17 protein-coding genes are annotated in these 14925 nt (G+C 40.9%); 2 read left to right on the top strand and 15 right to left on the bottom strand.

What is annotated here, in order from left to right:
* Nucleotides 1–146 precede the first annotated feature (146 nt).
* From traN to PLE34_RS10620, 10 genes are all read right to left on the bottom strand, one after another.
* Entirely contained in the window at nucleotides 147–1046 is a 900-nt protein-coding gene (traN, locus tag PLE34_RS10575; RefSeq protein ID WP_324556632.1) for a conjugative transposon protein TraN, read from the bottom strand.
* A 28-nt stretch (nucleotides 1047–1074) separates the two neighbouring features.
* On the bottom strand, nucleotides 1075–2403 hold the full coding sequence (traM, locus tag PLE34_RS10580) for a conjugative transposon protein TraM (protein WP_324556635.1): 1329 nt from the start codon (nucleotides 2401–2403) through the stop codon (nucleotides 1075–1077).
* Nucleotides 2390–2677: a nitrogen regulatory IIA protein gene (locus tag PLE34_RS10585; RefSeq protein ID WP_324556638.1), complete on the bottom strand. Its 288-nt coding sequence runs from the start codon at nucleotides 2675–2677 to the stop codon at nucleotides 2390–2392. Before PLE34_RS10585 ends, traM begins: the two co-directional genes overlap by 14 nt.
* 11 nt (nucleotides 2678–2688) lie before the next feature.
* Nucleotides 2689–3312, bottom strand: coding sequence for a conjugative transposon protein TraK (traK, locus tag PLE34_RS10590; RefSeq protein ID WP_324556641.1), 624 nt, complete (start codon nucleotides 3310–3312; stop codon nucleotides 2689–2691).
* 17 nt (nucleotides 3313–3329) lie between these two features.
* Nucleotides 3330–4325 carry a conjugative transposon protein TraJ gene (traJ, locus tag PLE34_RS10595; protein WP_324556643.1) on the bottom strand — a complete coding sequence of 332 codons (996 nt, stop codon included), beginning with the start codon at nucleotides 4323–4325 and terminating at the stop codon, nucleotides 3330–3332.
* A 3-nt stretch (nucleotides 4326–4328) separates the two neighbouring features.
* Nucleotides 4329–4955, bottom strand: coding sequence for a DUF4141 domain-containing protein (locus PLE34_RS10600; protein ID WP_324556645.1), 627 nt, complete (start codon nucleotides 4953–4955; stop codon nucleotides 4329–4331).
* A gap of 64 nt (nucleotides 4956–5019) precedes the next feature.
* Nucleotides 5020–5235 (bottom strand): hypothetical protein, encoded by a 216-nt coding sequence (locus PLE34_RS10605; RefSeq protein ID WP_324556647.1) that lies wholly within the window; start codon nucleotides 5233–5235, stop codon nucleotides 5020–5022.
* A 22-nt stretch (nucleotides 5236–5257) separates the two neighbouring features.
* Nucleotides 5258–7765 (bottom strand): TraG family conjugative transposon ATPase, encoded by a 2508-nt coding sequence (locus PLE34_RS10610; protein ID WP_324556650.1) that lies wholly within the window; start codon nucleotides 7763–7765, stop codon nucleotides 5258–5260.
* Nucleotides 7762–8094, bottom strand: a complete 333-nt coding sequence (locus tag PLE34_RS10615) for a DUF4133 domain-containing protein (protein WP_324556653.1) — start codon at nucleotides 8092–8094, stop codon at nucleotides 7762–7764. The genes PLE34_RS10610 and PLE34_RS10615 overlap by 4 nt, the downstream gene beginning before the upstream one ends.
* A gap of 11 nt (nucleotides 8095–8105) precedes the next feature.
* Nucleotides 8106–8411, bottom strand: coding sequence for a DUF4134 domain-containing protein (locus tag PLE34_RS10620; protein WP_324556655.1), 306 nt, complete (start codon nucleotides 8409–8411; stop codon nucleotides 8106–8108).
* Nucleotides 8412–8833: 422 nt separating this feature from the next.
* Between PLE34_RS10620 and PLE34_RS10625 the strand changes: the two genes are divergently transcribed.
* Together PLE34_RS10625 and PLE34_RS10630 are read left to right on the top strand one after the other, a co-directional pair.
* Nucleotides 8834–10792, top strand: coding sequence for an ATP-binding protein (locus PLE34_RS10625; protein WP_324556657.1), 1959 nt, complete (start codon nucleotides 8834–8836; stop codon nucleotides 10790–10792).
* A 243-nt stretch (nucleotides 10793–11035) separates the two neighbouring features.
* Nucleotides 11036–12178 carry a hypothetical protein gene (locus PLE34_RS10630; protein WP_324556659.1) on the top strand — a complete coding sequence of 381 codons (1143 nt, stop codon included), beginning with the start codon at nucleotides 11036–11038 and terminating at the stop codon, nucleotides 12176–12178.
* Nucleotides 12179–12275: 97 nt separating this feature from the next.
* Here the strand turns inward: PLE34_RS10630 and PLE34_RS10635 are convergent, their stop codons facing one another.
* Genes PLE34_RS10635 through PLE34_RS10655 form a run of 5 tightly spaced genes read right to left on the bottom strand, consistent with a single transcriptional unit; the run spans nucleotide 12276 to nucleotide 14674 of the window.
* Nucleotides 12276–12905 carry a conjugal transfer protein TraD gene (locus tag PLE34_RS10635; RefSeq protein ID WP_324556661.1) on the bottom strand — a complete coding sequence of 210 codons (630 nt, stop codon included), beginning with the start codon at nucleotides 12903–12905 and terminating at the stop codon, nucleotides 12276–12278.
* Between the two features lie 2 nt (nucleotides 12906–12907).
* Nucleotides 12908–13180: a DUF3408 domain-containing protein gene (locus PLE34_RS10640; protein ID WP_324556663.1), complete on the bottom strand. Its 273-nt coding sequence runs from the start codon at nucleotides 13178–13180 to the stop codon at nucleotides 12908–12910.
* Between the two features lie 11 nt (nucleotides 13181–13191).
* Nucleotides 13192–13479 (bottom strand): DUF3408 domain-containing protein, encoded by a 288-nt coding sequence (locus PLE34_RS10645; RefSeq protein WP_502875869.1) that lies wholly within the window; start codon nucleotides 13477–13479, stop codon nucleotides 13192–13194.
* 19 nt (nucleotides 13480–13498) lie between these two features.
* The gene (locus PLE34_RS10650; protein ID WP_324556668.1) at nucleotides 13499–13903 is read right to left on the bottom strand and encodes a DUF3408 domain-containing protein; all 405 of its coding nucleotides are present in this window, start codon (nucleotides 13901–13903) and stop codon (nucleotides 13499–13501) included.
* Nucleotides 13904–13915: 12 nt separating this feature from the next.
* Nucleotides 13916–14674, bottom strand: coding sequence for a ParA family protein (locus PLE34_RS10655; protein WP_324556670.1), 759 nt, complete (start codon nucleotides 14672–14674; stop codon nucleotides 13916–13918).
* Between the last annotated feature and the right edge of the window lie 251 nt (nucleotides 14675–14925).

Genomic DNA, 14925 nt, shown 5'->3' on the forward strand with positions numbered 1-14925 from the left:
GGGCTTCTTTTCTTTCCACATCAGCGACCAAAGAAAAGAAGCAAAAGAACGCCGCCTGTTTGCAGTGAATTTTTTTGTAACGTGTGGACTTTATTGCATAAGGACATACTGCTGTCTTCAAATTGTTTTATTTATATTATTTTGACTTAGTTAATTTTTAAGTGCATGTCCTCAATAAGTTTTGCATGTACCAGGTCAGCATTTTCCACCCGTAACACTTGTTGCCTGCCGCCATTTTTTTCAAAGATTTCAATCATCAGCGCCTTGTCACCGGCGATAGTAAACTGATCTAACAGAAATACATTTTGTTCTGCCGTATTACCGGCTATGTCATCAAGGGGTTTATAAATGCGTATGGGCACAAGTGTCTTTTCCTGTACCACAGTGCGTTTTGCCAATTTTTTATCTATAACCCTGAAGGTTACAAAATCAATTTTAAAAGGAACATTGCTGTTGTTTCGCAGTTCGGTGTGGAAATAAAACAACCCGTTATGGATATATATGCCTTTGAGAAGAAACTGTATCCCGTAGCTTTCAGCCCTGATATGCCTGATGACCCTTTTATTTTTTTTGTAGATGCTTTGCATCAATAGCCCGGTCAGTGAAGGAGCATTACTGCCCAACTCCTCAAACAATACATCATTGCCATTCTCCCTGTCCGTAGATTTTTGCATTTGCAGCAAGTCATAATTCAGGGTTACAGGACTGCCGTTATAAACCACATTGAAATTGTAAAACCGTCCGTCATTGGTGATAACTGAAAAATTGGTTTCTTCTTTAAAATCCCTCAAAGCAGCTTTTATGCGCAACACATTTTCTGCGTCCTCTGCCTTACCGGCTATTAGGTACTCACTGCCAAGATCCACGTAACGGATGCCGGCAGGAAAAATAAGATGGGAAGTTTTGTTATAAGTCACTTCCATCCGGTATGGGTCTACCTTTCCGAGGTCTAACTTTGCGGTGTTGCAGACAGTTTGTCCATTTGACCAATTGTAAAAACCTATTATCAGGGTTAATATCAGAATGAATTTAATTATTATTTTCATGTCTATCTTTTATTGATTTTAAGAATTATTATTTAGAAACAAGCAGCACCTGGTGTCCTGCTTTCAGTGTTACTTTGGGCGTTCTTATTTTTTTAGAGAAATACCCTGAGATTCCCTGCACCACGCCACGGCCCAGGTCTCCGCCCATTTGCTGAGGGGCAGAACGGGTCATCATAATGCTGGTGCCGGAGGACTGGCTCATATTGGCGGCTATTTCGGAGAGCGCATTCATTTCAGGCGAATACGGTACGAACAGCCCCGGCTGCCCATCGAGATCATACACCGAAATATCCACCGGAATTATGTTGCCATCTATTTCAATGGAAGATATTTTTAGCTCCAAACGTCCGTTTTGAAATTTGGCATTTGCGGTGAGCACAGAACCTTCGGGGATGATTTGCCCCGGTGTTCCGGCCGCTTCCAGCAAGCGCAGTTTTACGGTGCTTTCCCCTGTAATGATTTTTGTCTGTTGCACAGTGGCCCGAATACTATTTTTTGATTGCATCACCTGGGCGGCGACACCGGCGGTATAAAAATCACGGTTCCTGGTTTGCGCAAGATTTACCGCGAAAGCACTGTCTGCAGGCTCCCGGTACAGCGCAGATACGGCGTTTTTTCTTGCAGGAGCAAAGGCGACAAAACTTTCCTTTTGGCGAGCAGGGGCGGGCGCCACAACAACCGGCGTTTTGGGCTGTTCGGTAGTTCCCATATTTGCAGGGAGGTATTTGGCCGCCATCTGGTAAGATTTTTCCATCAGCGCCAGTTGGTTATCAATATTACCGGAGGGTTGGGTCGTTTCCTTATCTGAAAGCTGCTGCTTCAGTTCTTCAATTTGTTTACGCAGTTCCTGCGCTTGGGAATGATCTTGCTGGTAGAACGAGTTCAATGCATCCCGGGTATTCCTGTAGTTATTCAATACTGTGTTACCATTGCTACGGTCAGGCAGACCCGACGATATGGTTTGGCTTCTTTCTTCATTCGGCAGATAGCCATCTTCGGCCTTTACACTGTCTTCATTCCAATAGTCTGACAGGGAAGCCAGGGCGCTTCGTTTTTCCTGTTCTTTCAGTTCCAGTTGCTCCTGCTCGTATGCCTTTTGTTTGTCCGGCTGTAATCCTGCAACTGTAGCCTGCGGTACTGCACCATTTAAGCCTGTATCCTGCATCTTTTTCTTGTTATCCGAAGGCTCAAAGATCAGGTACATGCAACTGGCAAATACGATTGCCATCAATGCAAAAATGACAGGCTTTTTCAGCTTTTCCGCTCTGTTCCGCACGGTGCTATCCGGCTCATTCCCATTTTTTTGCTGGTCGTTTTCTTCAACCAGTACACTTACGCTTTTGTTATTTAAGTTCATACATTTTATTTTTTAAGATTTTTGAAATAGAATCCTGCACACTGGTTCCGGAATCTTTCTTCGGCAGGATCGGGTTTTCAATATGTTCAATAGTCATCCGTTGACCAGGTTGCAACAGATCGTACCATACTTTCAGGATAACACCTATAGAAAGTAGCAGATAGAAAATAAATAATAGCAGTATATATTTTTGTTGCTTGCCCACTGGTAATGCTTGCCAACGGCTACCCCACTTGCTTAACCAGGCCTCCAGTCTGACTCTTAATTTTTCCATCAGATTATTTTTTACCGTTCTATCACTTCTTCATCCCTGTTGTCAAGCACTCTGAACTTTTCGATATTGAATCCCTGCGGGTTACTGTCGGATCGGACAGAATTCACCAGGTAGCAGGAAGTAATCAAACCACGCCTGGTGATATTGCTGGATCGGATGATAAACTGCTTTGCATAAGTTTTAACCCAGTAGGGATAGTGGTCAAAGTCGCACACTATGCTATCCACTTCTATGCGTTGCTGCACATTACCTGATATAATGCGATTGTAATAGCCCTTTTCAGAGAGGTCCTTATAATAATCAAATACCGATTTGTCCGCCAGGTAAAAGGCACGCTGCAAATTGCTTTCTATAGCATTCTTATCCGGCGCCAGCGTAAAGAAGAGTTCATGGAACCGGCGAACGTGTTCACGGGCTTCTACCGGCCGGTTGATGCTTGCATCCTGAGAAAGCGCCAGCATCAATGATTTGCCGCTGTCTAACACGTATATTTTCTGGCGTTGCAGTTCTGCGAAGCGGTAGGATTGCCAAAGCGCATACCCTGTAACAACGGTGCAGAGCGCAGCAAACACGATAGCATAAAGCCTGATCTGTTTGAAGCTGCTTTCTATATTTCTTAGCGTTTTGAATTCCATTTTTATAATAATTGATTTTATATTTTTAAAAGCCGACCGGTGATATTTCCTGCTACAGAGCCTGTGCCTGCTCCGGCAATATTCCCGGTTTTCATAGCAGTCTGGTTGACATTCCTGGCAAAATTGCCTCCGCCACCGGCCTGTATAATCCATCCTGTTACCGTCGGGATAGTGAAATACCCGATGATACCAATGATCATAAATATGATATACACCGTACCCGAGCTATCGGGTATGAAATTGGGGTCGGACAGACTTTCTATATCCTTTTGCAGGATTAGGGACTGGATCTTAGCCAGCATAGAACTGAACAGGTCTGCCACCGGCAGCCACAGATACACACTCACATAGCGGGTGATCCATTGGGTAAGGGTAGACTGAAAGCCGTCCCAAACCGATATGGCAAAGGCGATTGGCCCAAGAATAGAAAGTACAATCAGAAAAAATGTTCGTATCGTATCAATAACTAATGCAGCCGCCTGAAAGAGTATTTCCAAAAGATTGCGGAACCAATCTTTGATCACTTTTTCTAACTTGTATGCTTGTCTGTCCAGATACATCCCCGTCATGGTAGCAATATCTGAGGGAGACCATCCCAGTTCATCCAGCATCTTATCGAACTCTTCGTCTGATACCAGGTAGGCTGTTTCTGGATTTCGGAGCATGGCTTCTCTTTCCAACTGGTCTTTTTGCTGCTGCAGCTTATTAAGGTCAAGTACCTGGTTTTCCAGTATGCCGTGCGTGCCTTTTACCACCGGGCTAAGAATTGCATTAATGCTTCCAAGCACAATGGTTGGAAAAAACATAATACAAATACCCAGGGCAAAGGGGCGCAGCAGCGCAAACATATCAATCGGCTCGGCACGGCTCAGCGCCTGCCATACTTTTAATGCGACATAAAACAAGGCTCCCAGGCCGGCGAGGCCCTTTGCCACAGCCGCCATATCGGCGGACAGTGGCATCATCTCATCATATAATGAGCGAAGTACCTGATGAAGATTATCAAATTCCATAGCTTACCAGTATTTTTGTTCAGCGGTTCCGTATAGGCTGAGCACTCTTTGCGCAGCATTTTTCTTTTTTGATCTCAGGTAGCTTACCGATATATTTTTATTGGTATAGTAACGCACCAGGTTGTAATAGTCCTTTACTTCTTTGTGTACCCGGTCAATGATATCCATGCGTTCTTTGTCATTCAGTGAAAGGCTGGAAGAAGATACGATCTGCTTTAGTTCTTTTAGCAGCGCTGTACTTTCATTAAGCAAAATGGAATAGCCGTTGGCAATGGCTGAGAGTTCCTGCGGGGTGAAATTGGGATCGTTCATCATTTTTCCGAAATTGGTTACATACAAATCAGCCACATCACCTACCAGCAGTACGGTTTGCTGTACCTTACGGGCATCCTTCACCAGGTTATTTACCGCTTTGAGTTTATCATAATATTCCTTTCCCTGCTTGTATACTTTTTCTACTTCCTTAAAACTTTTTATCACATTGGAAACAGTAGATGAGGTTTGTACAATTTCATTGGCACTGTTAAGAATGCCCGAGATTAAATTGCCGGGATCAGTTACAATAAACTGTGCCTTCGCGGATACTGATACTAACAGTACCGCATACACTATAAATAGTATTTTTTTCATTTTTTTCTTGCTTTTAAAAGTGATTAATAATGGTTTGTTTTTTTTATATGTTACAGGCGCTGCTTTATATTTTCCTGCCTACCTTTCTGCTGGTTTCAGGGGATTGTTGCTGTTGCAGATTGCTTAGCCGGATAAAAAATTCCTGTATGCTTTGGGGCTGTGTTGCTGCAACTTCCCTGCATTGTTTTGCAAAATCCAGATCCGCCGTATTACCGGGATCGGCTTCAAATATCAAAGCCTTGTTATTGCCAATGGGCAGGGTGATTTTTTCTTTTTCCATACGACTTGATTTCCTGAAATAATTAATAATTGTTTTGCTTTTCTCTGTTTTGCGTAGCTATCCGTTTAATAGCCTGTTCCACGTTGCCATCCAGTTCCCCGGCGAGTTGCATAACCTCCAACTTCTCGGTTTCTTCTGTGGTATAGGCTAAGTATTCCTCAACACTAACTTCTGTGGCGTACACGGCGGAGTGCGTACCCCCTAAACCGATCCATACTTCTTTGTACAATCGTTTCGGGTCGTTGTTCATGTTGATGGAAAGGATTTGTGATTTTTCTTTTTCAGTCAGCCCGAGCATTGCCTGGATATCATCGAACTTGTTCATGTACTTGCGCTGATCAAGCAGTATTTTACAGTCGGAGTTGTTGATGATACTTTCCTTTACAATGGGTGACTGGATAATATCATCCACTTCCTGGGTAACCACGATGGCTTCACCGAAAAACTTGCGAACTGTTTTAAAGAGGTACTTGATATACTCAGCCATACCTTCTTTCGCAATGGCTTTCCAGGCTTCTTCAATAAGGATGAGTTTACGGACGCCTTTAAGCCTTCTCATTTTGTTAATAAACACCTCCATAATGATGATGGTGACAATCGGGAACAAAATCTTATGGTCTTTTATGGCATCAATTTCAAATACGATGAATCGTTTATTAAGTAAATCCAGTTGCTTGTCTGAGTTTAACAGATAATCGTATTCACCACCTTTGTAGTAAGGCTCCAACACGTTCAGGAAGTTGGCAATATCAAAATCCTTTTCCCTTACATGCTTTTCCTCCAGTTCCTTTTTATAATCTGTTTGTACATACTCATAGAAACCATTGAAGGACGGGCAGGCAATCGCCTGTTTGATATGTTCAATATATCCTGCTACCGCGTTGGACAGCGCCACTTCTTCCGAACGCGTGGGAGGTTCATCATCGCGTTTCCAAAGGGTTAGTATCAATGTCTTGATGCTTTCCCTTTTTTCGATGTCAAATACGCCGTCATCGGTATAGAATGGATTAAAGGCAATAGGGTTATCTTCTGTGTAGGTAAAGTAAACCCCATCTGCAGCTTTGGTTTTTCCTTTGATGAGTTCACATAAGCCCTGATAGCTGTTACCGGTATCTACCAGCAACACATGAGCGCCCTGCTCATAATACTGCCTCACCATGTGGTTGGTGAAAAAAGATTTACCCGAACCTGACGGACCTAAGATGAACTTATTGCGATTCGTGATAATACCCCGCTTCATCGGCAGATCAGAAATATCCAGGTGAATGGGCTTGCCGGTGAGCCGGTCAGCCATCTTAATACCGAACGGCGATGGAGAACTCTGGTAATTGGTTTCTTCGGTGAAAAAACACAGCGCGGGTTCTATGAAGGTGTAAAAACTCTCTTCAGCCGGGAAGTCACCTGCATTACCCGGCATGGCTGCCCAATAGAGCGTTGCTGCGTCTACGGTGTTGTGGCGTGGTTTGCATTCCATTAAAGCCAATGCGCTACCGGTATCATTTTTCAGTTGCTTTAATTCAACCGGATTATCTGACCACGCCATCACATTGAAATGCGCACGGATAGATGAAAGCCCGTAGGAATGCGCTTCGTTCAGGTAGCGTTCAATCCATTCCTTGTTAATCTGGTTGGCACGGCTGTAGCGTGCCAGCGAATGCATATTCCTTGCCGATTTCTCAAACTTGCGCAGGTTCTCCTCGCTGTTGTCAAGGAACAGGTACTGATTGTAAATGTGGTTACAGCTTAGGAGCAGTCCCACCGGAGCGGCAAAGGACAAAAGACAATCACTGCGGTCGGTGGACAGCTTTTCGTACCTGGTGTTGGATGACACCGCCGCGGGCAGATCATCTGTATCTGATAAAGTGTGCAGGCAAAGCCTTTTGTTGCCGATGCGAACTTCCTCCGCTGCCAGGGCGATATCCTGCATGGGTGTTCCTGCATCCCGCGACAAAGTGAAGTACTGCTCCAGTAAGCCTTGCTGCTCACCTGCGCCTATAATATCATCTTCGCTTAGTCGTTGCAGTTTGATAAAACCGCTGTCGTTTACAATTCGTTCAAACTGCGCTACTGCTTCCATAAAACGATGGATGGCTTCTTTGTCCCGCATTTCCCTGGGAACAAGCGCACCTTTGCAAAGCGAAGAGAAATTACTTTGCATCCGCATCCGGTCTTTGGTCGTCTTGGTCACAAACAGATAGCAGTAGTGATTAAGGAAGGGGCGTTCATTGAAATGCTGCTGATATGATTTTGCCAGAAAACTCAACCCGTCTTGTGCAATACCCGGTTCATAGTTTTCTTTGATAAACCAATCCTGTTTATGAACAATGGTAAAATCCGGTAGTGTTTTAATGGCTTTGTGCCACGCCGAATGTATGGCATCATATTCTGCAGAGGCTACTGTAAACAGTTCCGGTAAGTGTACCCGGAAGCAAGCAGTAATATCCGCATCCTTTGAAATGATGCAATGGTTCTCTACAGCCAGTAGCGGAAACTTACTTTCCAGCGTGGCGATTTTTGACATGTTTCTCATGGGCGATCGGATTTTGGAGTGAACTTCAGATAGCGACGGATGGACTTTCGGCAAACGATGTAGCGCGGATGCTTTTTATTAGCGGCTCGTTTCATTAAACCATGCTCACCATATTTTTTGTTGAGTGAGAAGGTTTGCCATACAATGAGCGAACCGCCACCGGCTCCAATGAACAGGCATACAAAGGAGTTTGCCCCTGCCATGTACAGGATCATCACCAGGATTAAAACCCCAAGTAATCCGCCGGCAAATATGAACAGGTACTGCGCTTTCAGGCCTTTGAACTCAACCGTTCTTCCAATGCCCTTATTGATATTGTAGTTACTCATACGATGGGGCATTAGAGGAAGAATGAACGAAGGATGGTAGCGGCCACAATGAGGAAGATGCAGGCGCCGAACCAGCTTGCCGCGGTCTTGCTGGTATCGGGATCACCTGCGCTGAATTTGTTGTACACTTTTACCCCACCGATAAGGCCAACAACAGCGCCAATGGCATAAATCAGTTTTGTTGCCGGATCAAAATAAGAGGTGACCATTTGGGTGGCTTCGTTGATCCCTGCCGAACCATTACCTTGCGCAAATGCGGACATTGCAGTAAGCATAACCATGCCTGATAACAGGACTTTTTTTCTTTGTTTTTCCATGATCTGAAACAATTTTTTATTACTCAATTCCGCTGTATGCGGGTGTGAGAACAAAACTGCCATAGAAAATGAATGGCTATAGTGATGTGGAAGTGAGAGGAATTATTTGTCTCGAATTGGCTTTTGAATACCTGCTTTTTAGGATAACAAGCATTAGAATGCAGGTGGCTGACAGGGTCTTGCAATATGGCGATGCGGCGAATCTATTACATCTCAGCACGCTGGGTAAGGGGAAACACATTATAATTTTCAATAAATTTCATTGACGCAATATGATATTCAAAATGAATAACATTAAAAACAACGTTTTCAATTATTTATGCTTTACGTAAATTGTGTACAATAATATAAATTTGAGAGTTGCCTGCAAGTGTATCGGACACACCCTATTAAATGAATGGACATAAAGACATACAAACCAAATGAGCAAGATAATAGACATCGGTGTTGAAAAAGACCATATTGAATCTTTAACTAAGGCGAACGGTATAAATGCACTTGCGGAACTTTTGTGGAATTCTCTTGATGCTGACGCAAGTGAAATAAAAATTGAATACCTGCCAACCAAATTAGGAAACTATGATTACATAAAAATAATTGACAATGGACATGGTTTGACTTATGAGAAAGCACAAGATGTTTTTTCAAGACTTGGCGGATCTGAAAAAAAACTCAAAAGCCAAAGCCCGAACGGCAGACAGTATCATGGGAAAGAAGGAAAAGGAAGATACAAAGGATTGGCTTTAGGCGACTTGGTAAAATTTACAAGCATTTATCAAACTAACGGTACTGCTTCACAATTTACAATCACTATTGACAGAAACCAATTATCAAAAACTGAAATCAGCGACCTAAAACAACTTAAAAAAGGAGAAGTTTCAACTGGATTTACCGTTGAAATCGCCAATGTCAATCTGAAGAATGCCGACTTTGCACTTAAAGCAGAAAACAGGAAAGAACTTGAAGAAAAGTTTGCATCTTATTGGATAAGCTATCCGAAATTTAAAATATTTTTCAACAACTCTGAATTGGAATTCGCCTCTCTTATCAAAAATTCAGATCAAACAGAAATACAAGCAGAAGTTGGTGAATTCACTTATAAGTTTGTTATCAAAGTTTTGGAATGGAATTTTGACAATAAGAAAAAAACATATCTCTGTAATGCACAAGGAATTCCCTTTTTAGAAACTAACTTAGGAATTCGTTCTAGCATACCTATTTCCGTTTTTATCCAATCAGTCTATATAGAAAAACTTCAAAGGGATAATACTATTGATTTTTACGAATCAGATGAAGCCATAGTAGGCATTTTAAAAGCAGCGAAAGAATTTTCTAGAGATTATGTTCGGAAAAGACTTCATGAATATTCAAAAGAATTTATAAAAGATTTAAAACAGAAAGGAATTTATCCATATAAAGAACCTGCAGAAAATCTAATAGAAGTATCAAAAAGGCAGGTCTTCGATATAGTCGCATTACAGCTTAATGAATATCTACCTTCGTTTAATGAGCAGGACGATAAAAACAAAAAGCTTACTCTAAAATTAATAAGCGAAGCTTTAGAAAAGGATTCCAATAATTTAAGAAAAATACTTGGAGAAATAATAGAACTCCCAGAAGAACAACGTGAAGATTTGGCAGAGTTGTTAGAAGATACTTCACTTTCAAATATCATTGATGCAATGACGGAGGTTAAAAATCGGCTTAATTTTCTAAACGGATTAGAGCAAATTATCTACGACAAAGATTTGAATAAAAATATTCTTGAAAGGAAACACTTACATAAAATTATAATCAACGAAACATGGATATTTGGCGATGAGTATACTTATGGAGTTGACGACCTAACATTAAAAAATGTGTTGAAAGCTTATCTAAAAGAATGCTTAAAACGTACCGACTTTGAAGAAGTTGTAAATTCCGAAGATAATCAAGAACTTGAAACGATTCCGGATGTTTGTCTTTGGCAACAATACAGTTTAGGCACAGCAGGAAAAGAAAATCTAATCATAGAGTTAAAGCGACCAAGCCTAAATGCAGGACTGGTTGAAATGGGACAAATAATGTCTTATGCTTCAAAAGTATCTACTGACAAACGTTTTCCAAAAGAGAAAACGAGATGGAAGTTTATGGTTGTAACCAAAGACGTTGACAAGGAGTTGGAACCACAGTTAAAGCAAAAGAATAGGAAATTTGGGCACGTATCGGAAGGCGAGAATTTTGATGTTTTTATACTTTCTTGGGGCGACATTATTAGTGAAGCTAAACAAAGACATGAGTTCATTAAAGAGAAATTGAACCTTAATTTGAAAAACAATGAAGAAGGCTTAAATTATCTTAAAACAAAATATAAACAATATTTACCAACAGAAAACGAATGACAGAATACCAGCAGGCAATAAAAGTATTTGCAAAAGCAGGGCAGGACAATGTAACATCAGCGATGTGCTACTATCAGTAGCGGTTCTGGCTTGACGTTCAATATTCAGCTTTAGTTCTTGGCTTCAACATCAGTTTTTCAAATGAGCATTTGTGCCGGGCTGGACGAACAATGAATTCCCTGCCTTTGCAAATACTCAAACGTTAGCGGCTTATTGACAAACTCCAACCTTTTTATAACAGAAATGAAAGCTCGCCAAACTTTAAGGCGACCTTCTAATTGGCAAGACTTTGAATCTCTTTGCAAAATTCTTTGGGGCGAAATTTGGAATTGCCCAGAGATTCAAAAAAATGGAAGGCTTGGACAAGAACAATCGGGAGTTGATGTATTTGGAATACCATCAAATGACGATTCTTATTACGGTATTCAATGCAAGGGTAAAAGTGAATACAACGACAACCAATATGACCATCCTCAGTTTACGGAGCAAGAAATTGAAATGGAAATTGAAAAAGCAAAAATATTTTCACCAGCTTTAACGAAATTTTATTTAGCGACAACTGCGTTAAACGATGCGAAAATTCAAGCTTTTGTTCGACAGAAAAACATTGAACATAGAAAGAATGACTTATTTGAAGTTCATCTTTTTTGCTGGGAAACAATAGTTGATTTAATTGATGAAAACAAACGAACACACGATTACTATGTCAAAAGTCAAAACTATAAAACAAACCAAAGCGTAGCTGTGACGTTTGAGAATAGCGAAACTGAAATTATTTGCAAGCCCAAATTCAAAAAACAAATAACACATTTTAGACAGAAAATTGTATTAGCTGAACCCAATTCCCTCTTTGAATCAATACGTAAACAACAAGTATTTTTAAAGGCTTTAACACCAAAGCCGATGTTCTCCAAAGAAGTCAACAAAAGTTATTTTGGGTTCAATATTAAAGTTCACAACAATGGAAAAGACCCAATCGAAGAGTACAAATTACTTTTAAATTTTGAAGGTGATGTTATAGGATTGAAAGATAGCAATGACTTCGGCATGAACATATTAGCACTTCCAAAAAACTATTTTCATACGACTTACCTGTGGTTTGATTCTCTGTCCGGAAAATTAATTCCAAGAGAGCCGATCCTTGTTGGTGACGATACTTTTTCATCTGAAAGAATTTACATTAAGACAAGGCCTGTAGAATCAGAAATATTCATAAAGTGGAAATTGCTATCAAAAGATTACAAAAACGAAGGGATACTTACAATAAAAGTTAAACCTAACATAATCACTGAGTATGAAGATATTTTAGTTGAAGACCCTTTAAAAGTAAAAACAGTTGAAGGTGAAATAGAAGACTACGTTACCGACAAAGATGATGACGACTGAAAAGCAGCCGCTACAACAAAAGTATCCGATCTGTTAGATAAACCTTTCATTTTCATTTGAGGGGGTAGTATATTTCAGAAAAAGGAAGCCTGTCCTTTCAGACAAACTCCCCAATATCAAATCCATCCAACCCTTTATTCCGCATAGAGGAAGAACTGAAATTTGTTTGCTCACTAAAACTCCTGTCCAATAGACTGGCTATCTTTTTTGAAGCATCATTGACAGATTTCTCCAAAAGGCTGAAAAGCTCGGTTCCCTGTATTTTGTGAACGATGTCCACTGCTTGTTTTTGCAAGGATGGCTCCAGCACTTTCTGCTGAAGCAACATCCCCACGGTGCTTAGTTCTTCAAAGGTAACCCCTGTGGCAAACCCGTCTTCGCCGTTTGGCTCTGCCTTAGCACTCCACTCTTGTTCCTCGTCCTCCCAATCAGGTTCATCGTTAAAAACATCATCCAGTTCTTCCTGCGGAATAGCTTTGTCCTGCTCCTGCAGACTTTCTGGTTTAAAACTACCACCATCTTTTAGCGGATTTAGCTTTTGACGCCCTATGGCTTTAGTTGGCGATGAATGTCTTTCAACCGGTTTGGGTAGGCCCATAATATCCGGTAGTCTGGGATTCACAGCCGGAAAATCCTTTTGCTTATTTGTGGGCTTGTTAATAACCACTTTGTCTTTTGCCAGCAGGATGATGACAATTACCAGGCATATTACGATGAGCGTTTCCATAACTAAGGAAAGGGTTTTGTCATTTCATTGTGGATGGCCCTTATTTCCTCACGGTAATCTTCGAAATGTTGTTTTAAAACATTAGTGAGGTAATCAGAAATAGTGATCTTTCTTCTTCCCACTATAAAAACGATCCGGGAAATGTTTTCATGAAACTCAGGACAGATATAAGACGATTTTCCATATCTGGCCATAAGATTGGTTGGCTTCAGGAATATGTCGCTGTACTCATTAACGCTTGTTGTCTTGTCCACTTGTTGTTGTATCTTTTTCATGATGATATATTTTAGAATATAGGTTTTTGTTTTCTGTTATAATCCTCAATGATTGCTTTTTCAAAGAGATTAAAATGATGTGTGAGAATATTATCCAGGTAAGCATACATGGGTATTTTACCTTCACCAATTACCTGCACAATGCGGATGAGGCGATGATGATAATCCTGGCGTATATAGATAGACCTGTCGCCTCGCCCAACCTGGGTATTATTTTGCAGAAACAGGGTTTCATAATTTTCATTCTTTGTTGATTGGTTGCCGCCTGTGGCAACAGTTGGCTTTGCATTCTTTTTCATGAATTTATTTTTTTTCGGGTTATAAAATTGGTTTAAACCTGCCAGTAAAGTATGCTGTAATGTCTGTCCCAAATTCCCTGAAGTGATAGTCAAGGATATTGTCTATATAGGAATAGAGCGTGGTTTTATCTTCTCTTGCCAGTTGAACAATCCGCAGAAGTCTTTCATGAAATTCGGGGCGTATATAAACTACCTTGCCGTTGCGACCTGAAGGATACCGGTTAACAAGAAAGATGTCATCATAATCTATTTTTTTAGAAGAGGACGAACGGTATTTTTCTTTGGATTTAGTCTCTTTAGCTTCCGGCTCCTGTTTGGTATTGTCATTACCCCCGGCAGTTGCTTCACCACTCATAATGTTCATCAGATACTCCTCATCTACATTGGGCTTATCAAAATCCTTACGCGATTTTTCAGTTGCCATACATTATTGGATTTAGGGGTTAATAATTTTTAAAAACTCCTCCACAAACAGGTCAAGCCTCGTAGCTTTCATCAATTGCGTTTCAGCGGGGAGCAGGCTGGAACGAAAGATGGAATTGCCGGCATCATCGGTCTCTTTGCGGAAGCGTTTGCTATCCATTATCCTTGCTTCCATTACCAGTAAACCTAACTGTTGTATTACACTTTGATAGGCTTCATACAGGTGGGTTTTTTCCCTGCCGTCCACCTGGTTCCAGAACAACCAAAAAGCCAGATCCTTGTTCCCGTTTTCTGTTTCGGGAAGCTGAAGGAAGGCTTTTGCAAAACCCAGTGTACTTTCCACCACCAAACGATCTGCAGTAACGGGCGAGAAAATAAAATCCATTGTTTTTAAGGTAGTCAGTACGCCTTTTGTATTTGCCGTTCCCGGCAGATCAAAGAAAATAATATCCGGTTCAACTGCCGGGCCATTTATATACTCTAATGCCTTATCTAATGCATATTCAGCCCTGCTTTTGATTATGGGATATGCCTTTTTATTAATCGCCTGAAACTGCTTCATAGCGGCCCGCTTGTGGTATTCGCTTTGCATAACCGTCTTCATGTCCCGCTCCCGCATATTGAACAGGCTATGCTGTGGGAAATCGCAGTCCATGACTATTACATTAAAACCTAACCGGTAGTGCAGTATGCTTGCCAGCAGGCTTGTCATTGTTGATTTTCCAACACCTCCCTTTTGAGTAGAGAAGCTGATCTTTAAAGTTTTTTTCATTGTTGCTATTATTTAAATATTTGTTGTTTTATACAAGGTTGTCAACGTGTTTGCGCAGACACCTGCTTTTTCTTTTTATTTTATTATAATCTCTGTTGTTTACTATTTGTAATGTTTTCTCCATTCTTCTACTTCTCTAAATCTGCATTACTATATATTTTTAGTGTCTGTAATTTTTACAGTTTTTAAAATGCGTTGCTGTTTTCTTTTTTTACCCGGTTCTTTTAAAACCCAATGTTTTTATGCTTTTA

Origin of the sequence: Agriterribacter sp. (assembly GCF_035445465.1) — a bacterium.
Taxonomy (GTDB): domain Bacteria; phylum Bacteroidota; class Bacteroidia; order Chitinophagales; family Chitinophagaceae; genus Agriterribacter.

What these genes read in the sequence shown, in the direction of transcription:
- traN (WP_324556632.1), bottom strand. Translation starts at nt 1,046, where the DNA reads ATGAAAATAATAATTAAATTCATTCTGATATTAACCCTGATAATAGGT.
- traM (WP_324556635.1), bottom strand. Translation starts at nt 2,403, where the DNA reads ATGAACTTAAATAACAAAAGCGTAAGTGTACTGGTTGAAGAAAACGAC.
- PLE34_RS10585 (WP_324556638.1), bottom strand. Translation starts at nt 2,677, where the DNA reads ATGGAAAAATTAAGAGTCAGACTGGAGGCCTGGTTAAGCAAGTGGGGT.
- traK (WP_324556641.1), bottom strand. Translation starts at nt 3,312, where the DNA reads ATGGAATTCAAAACGCTAAGAAATATAGAAAGCAGCTTCAAACAGATC.
- traJ (WP_324556643.1), bottom strand. Translation starts at nt 4,325, where the DNA reads ATGGAATTTGATAATCTTCATCAGGTACTTCGCTCATTATATGATGAG.
- PLE34_RS10600 (WP_324556645.1), bottom strand. Translation starts at nt 4,955, where the DNA reads ATGAAAAAAATACTATTTATAGTGTATGCGGTACTGTTAGTATCAGTA.
- PLE34_RS10605 (WP_324556647.1), bottom strand. Translation starts at nt 5,235, where the DNA reads ATGGAAAAAGAAAAAATCACCCTGCCCATTGGCAATAACAAGGCTTTG.
- PLE34_RS10610 (WP_324556650.1), bottom strand. Translation starts at nt 7,765, where the DNA reads ATGAGAAACATGTCAAAAATCGCCACGCTGGAAAGTAAGTTTCCGCTA.
- PLE34_RS10615 (WP_324556653.1), bottom strand. Translation starts at nt 8,094, where the DNA reads ATGAGTAACTACAATATCAATAAGGGCATTGGAAGAACGGTTGAGTTC.
- PLE34_RS10620 (WP_324556655.1), bottom strand. Translation starts at nt 8,411, where the DNA reads ATGGAAAAACAAAGAAAAAAAGTCCTGTTATCAGGCATGGTTATGCTT.
- PLE34_RS10625 (WP_324556657.1), top strand. Translation starts at nt 8,834, where the DNA reads ATGAGCAAGATAATAGACATCGGTGTTGAAAAAGACCATATTGAATCT.
- PLE34_RS10630 (WP_324556659.1), top strand. Translation starts at nt 11,036, where the DNA reads ATGAAAGCTCGCCAAACTTTAAGGCGACCTTCTAATTGGCAAGACTTT.
- PLE34_RS10635 (WP_324556661.1), bottom strand. Translation starts at nt 12,905, where the DNA reads ATGGAAACGCTCATCGTAATATGCCTGGTAATTGTCATCATCCTGCTG.
- PLE34_RS10640 (WP_324556663.1), bottom strand. Translation starts at nt 13,180, where the DNA reads ATGAAAAAGATACAACAACAAGTGGACAAGACAACAAGCGTTAATGAG.
- PLE34_RS10645 (WP_502875869.1), bottom strand. Translation starts at nt 13,479, where the DNA reads ATGAAAAAGAATGCAAAGCCAACTGTTGCCACAGGCGGCAACCAATCA.
- PLE34_RS10650 (WP_324556668.1), bottom strand. Translation starts at nt 13,903, where the DNA reads ATGGCAACTGAAAAATCGCGTAAGGATTTTGATAAGCCCAATGTAGAT.
- PLE34_RS10655 (WP_324556670.1), bottom strand. Translation starts at nt 14,674, where the DNA reads ATGAAAAAAACTTTAAAGATCAGCTTCTCTACTCAAAAGGGAGGTGTT.